The organism is Enterobacter sp. EC_50, assembly GCF_019584525.1.
Taxonomy (GTDB): domain Bacteria; phylum Pseudomonadota; class Gammaproteobacteria; order Enterobacterales; family Enterobacteriaceae; genus Enterobacter; species Enterobacter roggenkampii.
This window is the reverse complement of the sequence record NZ_VDAF01000032.1, coordinates 13,678-20,362: the sequence shown is the minus strand read 5'-3', so window position 1 is coordinate 20,362 and position 6,685 is coordinate 13,678. Positions and strand designations below refer to the sequence as shown.

Annotated in this window: 6 protein-coding genes; 3 read left to right on the top strand and 3 right to left on the bottom strand. The window is 54.7% G+C overall.

All coding sequences use genetic code 11. The features are described 5' to 3' along the window. Positions 1-82: 82 nt before the first annotated feature. Positions 83-1,420 carry a TolC family outer membrane protein gene (locus tag FHC48_RS20680; protein ID WP_023344095.1) on the bottom strand — a complete coding sequence of 446 codons (1,338 nt, stop codon included), beginning with the start codon at positions 1,418-1,420 and terminating at the stop codon, positions 83-85. Positions 1,421-2,158: 738 nt separating this feature from the next. Between FHC48_RS20680 and FHC48_RS20675 the strand changes: the two genes are divergently transcribed. After that, entirely contained in the window at positions 2,159-2,902 is a 744-nt protein-coding gene (locus FHC48_RS20675; protein ID WP_059364322.1) for a DeoR/GlpR family DNA-binding transcription regulator, read from the top strand. Between the two features lie 13 nt (positions 2,903-2,915). Beyond that, positions 2,916-3,983 (top strand): oxidoreductase, encoded by a 1,068-nt coding sequence (locus tag FHC48_RS20670; protein WP_059364324.1) that lies wholly within the window; start codon positions 2,916-2,918, stop codon positions 3,981-3,983. Between the two features lie 98 nt (positions 3,984-4,081). Here the strand turns inward: FHC48_RS20670 and cybB are convergent, their stop codons facing one another. After that, positions 4,082-4,612 carry a cytochrome b561 gene (gene cybB / locus FHC48_RS20665; protein ID WP_021242559.1) on the bottom strand — a complete coding sequence of 177 codons (531 nt, stop codon included), beginning with the start codon at positions 4,610-4,612 and terminating at the stop codon, positions 4,082-4,084. Between the two features lie 189 nt (positions 4,613-4,801). Between cybB and gap the strand changes: the two genes are divergently transcribed. Next, positions 4,802-5,803: a type I glyceraldehyde-3-phosphate dehydrogenase gene (gene gap / locus FHC48_RS20660; RefSeq protein WP_023327422.1), complete on the top strand. Its 1,002-nt coding sequence runs from the start codon at positions 4,802-4,804 to the stop codon at positions 5,801-5,803. A gap of 49 nt (positions 5,804-5,852) precedes the next feature. Here the strand turns inward: gap and FHC48_RS20655 are convergent, their stop codons facing one another. Then, the gene (locus tag FHC48_RS20655) at positions 5,853-6,647 is read right to left on the bottom strand and encodes a YdcF family protein (RefSeq protein ID WP_059364328.1); all 795 of its coding nucleotides are present in this window, start codon (positions 6,645-6,647) and stop codon (positions 5,853-5,855) included. Positions 6,648-6,685 lie beyond the last annotated feature (38 nt).

Here is a 6,685-nt window from a genome sequence, read left to right as displayed (position 1 = left end):
TCCACCAGACGGATGTAGCTATCCCTGGGAAAAAACACCCATTATTTTCAGACTTATTTTGCGCGACAATACGCGTCTTTTTTTAACTCAAATCGGGTAGTTTTGCGGCAGCGTTTTTCTCTATTCCAATAAGCGGCATTAAATTATCAACCGCGGAAGCATAATTAATTGCTGAACTCCAGCCATCATACTCAGCGATTATTTTCGCCGAGGTGGCCTGCCAGACATCCTGCTCAACGCTGAGCAGATCGTTAATGCTCCGCTTGCTCAGGGTGTACTCATTTTTATAAACATCACGGGCGCGCAGCGCATTTTCCAGCTGCTGTTTCCCGGCCTCCATTCTTCCCCGCGCGCCGGTCCAGTCCGCCTGCGCGACGGAGGCTTTTTGCAGGACGTCGAAACGCGCCTGATCGACCTGAGAGGAGGCCATCGCCCGCGCGCCTTCAGCCTGCCGCACGCGTGCAGAGACCGCGCCGCCCTGATAAAGCGGTGCGTCAATGTTGAGTTGGATCTGGTCGTCCCAGTACGAACGGTTGTCCGACTCGTAACGGGTACGTCCGCCCTTCAGGCTGAGGGTCGGCCAGTGCTGGGACTTCGCCGTCTCCACGCCATACTGGGCAGAGCGCTCCATGTTTTGCGCGGCCATGACCGCCGGTATCAGCGAATAATCAATGCGGTTGAGCGAATCAGGTTCAACCGCGAGGTTTGCGGGTACAGGCGAATAGTTTTCTGCCTGCATGCCGGTTAATACCGCAAGCCTTGCGCGGGCGCTGTTTAAGGCGGCCTGATACTGCGCGACCGTTGCCTGCATACCGGCAATACGCGTGCGGGTCTGGAGCTCATCGGAGGTCGAACTCACGCCCGCGTCGGCGCGCAGCTTTGCCAGCTGCTCAACATTTTTCAGGGCCTGAACGTTCTCCTTTGCTGCCTGCAGCAGATCGGCATAGCGTTTGACCTCGACATAGCTCAGCGCCGTTTTTTCCGCCACGTCAGAGAGCGTGCTCATCAGCTGGTAGCGATAGCTATCGCGCTGGGCGGAAGACTGGCTGATGCTGTTATTGGTCTTGCCAAAATCATAGATCAGCTGCGTCAGGCTCAGTCCCCAGGCGGCTGAATTCTTCAGCGACCCGCTGGAATCGGTGGTCTGGCTATGGCCCGTGCTCCCGTTCAGCGATATTTGCGGCATCCAGCCGCTGCGCGCTTCATCTATTTGTGCCTGACCAATACCGAGCTGCGCGGCCTGCTGACTAATAGACGGATCGCGATCGATAGCAAAAAGAATACTTTCTTTTAAGGTTGTCCTGGCAACCGGGGCAATACCCACCTGACTACTATTGGCGTACGCCGTATTTATGGCTAATGAAATGAATGCCAGCGCTGCTGTAAATCGGCGTAACATTGGCTTTCGTAATATCGTCATTTTATCTCCCTGACTCTGAGTGACACTGAAGCAATTACCCAAAAAGAGGTATAGATAATTAGACAAATATCTTTTTTAGCATCCTTGCCGAATTTTAGGTAAAACTCCCCATACCCATTTCCCCCTGGAGATGAGATCTGCCTGCGTCTTATTTAATTAAGAATTTACTTATTTCCTAAAGTGGTTAGCAGCATAACAAAATGTGTTATAGGCCACTACACCCACAATGTTAATGTGGTGTTACAATTAAGAAAAAAGATGGGGTTTCTGGACAAAAGTCTTAAAATGACCTTTCAGATGAAACATATAAACCGTCTGTTATTTAAGGAAAATTCTTAATTTGCTCCCTGCACATTTTTGCGTTAATTTCCGCGCGGGTCAGACACAAAGATTTTCAAAGAAGTGTCAATTTAAGTAGCCAAACAGGATGAATTGGGATTTATCGCTATTAAAAAACTAATTAAAGCAATTAATATCTATAAATATCTATTTTGTCGAAACTTAACTCCAGACAATGGTGTTGCGCTGGTTACATAATCCAAACCGTTAAATAAAACATAACAATAACATTATGATTAACAATCAAAACGTCTTGCTTATACCTGTTTAATGAAATTTTAATAATCACGCATCTGAATCATCACCTCACTCCCCGACATCAAAACCACGTTGCCCTTCTCTCTGCGTTAAAATGCTGTATTATGCAAACTATTGCGATATTTTGCAGGAATGTAACCGATGCACAAAACTGCACGACAGCGCCACGTTCTGGATATCCTGAGCGAGCAAGGCCAGGCCAGCATCACCGAACTGGCAGAAAAGCTGCAGGTTTCAGCCGATACCATCCGTCGGGATCTGACCGACCTGGAGAACCAGGGTCTGGCGCAGAAGAACCACGGCGGAGCCATCGCGCTGAATCTTTCCGCCATGAACCGTCAGGGCCGCAATACGCTGCTGCCGGAAACCAAACAGCGCCTCGGAAAACAGGTCGCCCAGCAGGTCCCTGCGGGTTCTACCCTGTTTCTGGATGCGGGCAGCACGGTAATGGCTGTCGCCTCCTTTCTTCGCGGGCCGCTCACCGTCATAACCACGTCGCTGGATATCGCCCAGCATTTTAGCGACCGGGAAGACGTTGAACTGATCCTGCTCGGGGGGAAATGGGACCACCAGCAGCGCCTGTTTGCCGGAAGCGCCACGTTGTCGTTGCTGTCCCGTTATCGGGCAGATATCGCCATCCTCGGGGCGTGCGCCATTCATGCCGAACTCGGTTTGAGCGCCGGTAAAGAAGCGGATGCCGAGGTTAAGCGCGCGATGCTTGACGCAAGCCATGCGCACTGGATTGTTGCCGACCGCCTGAAGGTCAACCGCTGCGAGCCGTATCTGGTTTCCGGGTTATCCAACATTCAACAACTCTTTTTAGATCGTCCCTGGCCTGAGCTTGGGGACCCTGGCGCATTGCAGGTCACGGTGTGCGCGAATTAACGTGGAGAAGTTCATGAGTACAGTTCGAACAATTAACATTGCGCTGATCGGGTATGGATTTGTGGGCAAAACCTTCCATGCCCCGTTAATCCAGTCTGTGGACGGGCTTAAGCTGGCCGTGGTCTCTTCTCGTGATGAAGAGAAGGTTAAACGCGATCTGCCGGACGTAGAGGTGGTCGCCACCCCTGAAGAGGCTATTCAGCATCCGGATGTTGATCTGGTGGTGATTGCCTCCCCCAACGCCACGCACGCCCCGCTGGCGACGCTGACTCTGAACGCCGGCAAGCATGTCGTGGTGGATAAGCCTTTCACCCTCGACATGCAGGAAGCCCGCGACCTGATTGCGCTGGCGGAGGAAAAGCAGCGTCTGCTCTCCGTCTTCCACAACCGCCGCTGGGACAGCGATTTCCTCGGCATTAAGCAGGTTATTGAGCAGGGCACGCTCGGCAAGGTCAAACACCTGGAGTCGCATATCGACCGCTTCCGCCCGGAAGTGCGCGTGCGCTGGCGCGAGCAGAACGTCCCCGGAAGTGGCTTATGGTTTGACCTGGGTCCTCATCTTATCGACCAGACGCTGCAGCTCTTTGGCCTGCCGCAGTCGGTTCAGGGGAATATCGCGACGCTGCGCGACGGTGCAGAAATTAACGACTGGGCGCACGTGGTCTTAAACTACCCGGAGCATAAGGTGATTTTGCACGCCAGCATGCTGGTGGCGGGCGGTACGGCGCGCTTTGCCGTCCACGGGGACAAGGGCAGCGTGGTGAAGGCCAGAATCGATCAGCAGGAAGCACAGCTGCTCTCCGGGGTGATCCCCGGCAGTGAGGCCTGGGGCGAAGACAGCGACAGCATGGTGTTCTTTGGCGCTGACGGCGCATCGCAGACGATCCCTACCCCGAAAGGCGATCAGCGTCAGTACTACATCAACGTGCGTAATGCGCTACGCGGGGAAATCGCCAATCCGGTCCACCCTGTTGAGGCATTAGCGGTGATGGCCGTGCTGGAAGCGGCGGTGACGTCGTCGGAAACGGGGTCAACGCAGACGCTGGCGTTAACGGCTGAAGAGCGTGCTCTGTTGGGTTAAAAAACAAGCCGGGTGACGCGTAGCGCTCCCGGCCTACGATTCTGGAATTGCATCGTAGGCCGGGTAAGGCATAGCCGCCACCCGGCAAGCGTTAAAGACTACGAACGCTTTTTCGGCATCATGCGCAGAAGGGTATTATCTTTCCAGAAATAGTGGTGCATCAGCGCCGCCGCGGCGTGCAGGCCAATCACAAAATAGCCCAGATTTGCCAGCGTCTCGTGCCACTCTTTCAGCATATCTACCAGGTCAAAATTGGACTCCGCCGCATGCGGCATCGCCAGGCCAAAAGCAAACCAGTCGCTGCCCCGGTTATACATCATCACAATGCCAATCAGCGGCAGCGCAATAAACAGCAGATACACCACCAGATGCCCCAGATGAGACATCCCCGTCACCATCGCTTTTGGCTTCGGTTGAATCGGTGGTGCACGGAATTTCAGGCGAACCAGCAGACGCGTCACCATCAGCACCAGGATACTGATCCCGCATGAGACGTGGATCATGTTGATCGTCGGGCGCGCGGTGCGCGGGAAGAAACCTCTGAACTCCATGGCGCAGTAGGCGACGATGATTAATAGAAACACCAGCCAGTGGATGCCGATTTGCAGGCTTGTATATTTAGTGCGCATGTGATTTCTCGATTAAAAACAGTTACCGCGCCAACATAATCTCCTTTCCTTAAAAATTCATTAACTTTTCTGTATGGTTTTTCAAATACATCCTCCCGCATGAAGCATCTTCAATTGCCGCCCTGCCCGTGATGGTCTAAGCCTGGATGAGTTCAAACTGTCACATCGACACGTTTACAGGAGAACACCATGAGTAAAATTGGCATTAACGGATTTGGACGCATCGGACGTCTTGTTCTGCGTCGCCTTCTTGAAACCCAGGACAGTAATACCGTCGTCGCCATCAACGACCTCACCTCTCCCAAAGTGCTGGCCTACCTGCTCAGGCACGATTCCAACTACGGTGGCTTCCCGTGGAGCGTGGATTTCACCGAGGATGCGCTGATCGTTGACGGTAAAACCATCGCGGTCTATGCCGAAAAAGAGGCAAAGCACATTCCGTGGAAAGCCGCGGGCGTGGATATCGTCGTGGAGTGCACCGGCTTTTATACGTCTGAAGAGAAATCACGGGCGCACCTGGACGCGGGCGCGAAGAAGGTGCTGATCTCTGCGCCCGCGGGGGACATGAAAACCATCGTCTACAGCGTGAACGACGAGACCATTGACGCCAGTGATACCATTATTTCCGTCGCCTCCTGCACCACCAACTGCCTCGCCCCGCTGGCAAAAGCCCTGAACGACGCGTTTGAAATTAAGGTGGGCACCATGACCACCATTCATGCCTATACCGGTACCCAGGCGCTGGTGGATGGCCCGCGCGGGAAAGATCTTCGCGCCTCCCGGGCGGCGGCAGAGAATATCATTCCGCACACCACCGGCGCCGCCAAAGCCATTGGTCTGGTGATCCCTGCGCTCAGCGGCAAACTGAAAGGCCACGCCCAGCGCGTGCCGGTTAAAACGGGCTCCGTTACCGAACTGGTGGCCATTCTGGGCAAGAAAGTGACCGTTGAGGAGATTAACGCCGCGCTGAAAAAGGCCACTCAGGGCAATAAATCGTTCGGGTATACCGATGAAGAGATTGTGTCGTCAGATGTGATTGGCTCGCATTATGGTTCGGTGTTTGACGCCACGCAGACGGAGGTGTCAGAAGCGGGAGACCTTCAGCTGGTGAAAGCCGTTGCCTGGTATGACAACGAGTATGGGTTTGTGACGCAGCTGGTGCGGACGCTGGATAAGTTTGCGGCGCTGTGATTTTTCCCCCTCACCCTCTCCCCAATGGGGCGAGGGGATTGTTCCGTGCCTAAATTATTTTACGTGCGCCCTTCAGGACAGGATCCTGCTGTAGCTGTTTCCACGCTGCCATGACGGCCTCGGGGAATTCAACGTGAGCAATATAATCCCGCCCGGCCGGGCCATAGCCGTTAGCGTCGTCATACAGGCGCGGCAACTCCCCCATAACCAGTGAAAGGTAACGGTCAACGGGCCACAGCCCGGTGTGGCCCTCGCTGAATTCCACGCCCTCGTTACCGTTTTGCAGCGTCGGCGTAAACCCGGGATGGCTGATCCACTGCGGTGAAACGGGCTCATCACGACACACGCGGGCAAACGTCGCCATCGTGCGGCGCTGCATCGTCGGATCCTGCACCACCAGCACCCGCCCGGTCGTTCGATGACGCTGTTTCAGCATGTTCCAGCTAAAGCGCGCGTTTTCACCGCAGTTGGTGGAGCGATCCTCAACCCACAGACGCGCCTCGGGGATCTGCCAGAACGCCCGCGCAATGTCGGCAAGAATGCTCGCTTCGGCCCGCCCTGTGACCGGTACGGTGTGGTAACGCGGATGATTGCCAATGGCGGTATATAAAAAGGGGGTCGAATGGCCGATGCCGCCGCTGATCAGAAGCGGTACATCTCTCTGGGCGGCAATACGGCAGGCCGCGTCAATGGTTGGGATCACCGCGTTTCCGGCCAGAATCACCGCATCGACTTCCGGGCTCGGACGGGTCGCGCTCAGGTCATCCTGCGCCAGCCATGCGCCGACAGTATTGATGGCCGCCAGCGTGGCATCCGCCAGAACGGGAAAATGGGGCTGAACCATGGTGAACTCCTCACGTTGTTGAAGCGCCGAATTTATCA

Coding starts and splice junctions, on each gene's coding strand:
- FHC48_RS20670 (WP_059364324.1), top strand. CDS start 2,916: ATGAGTACAGTTCGAACAATTAACATTGCGCTGATCGGGTATGGATTT.
- gap (WP_023327422.1), top strand. CDS start 4,802: ATGAGTAAAATTGGCATTAACGGATTTGGACGCATCGGACGTCTTGTT.
- cybB (WP_021242559.1), bottom strand. CDS start 4,612: ATGCGCACTAAATATACAAGCCTGCAAATCGGCATCCACTGGCTGGTG.
- FHC48_RS20655 (WP_059364328.1), bottom strand. CDS start 6,647: ATGGTTCAGCCCCATTTTCCCGTTCTGGCGGATGCCACGCTGGCGGCC.
- FHC48_RS20675 (WP_059364322.1), top strand. CDS start 2,159: ATGCACAAAACTGCACGACAGCGCCACGTTCTGGATATCCTGAGCGAG.
- FHC48_RS20680 (WP_023344095.1), bottom strand. CDS start 1,420: ATGACGATATTACGAAAGCCAATGTTACGCCGATTTACAGCAGCGCTG.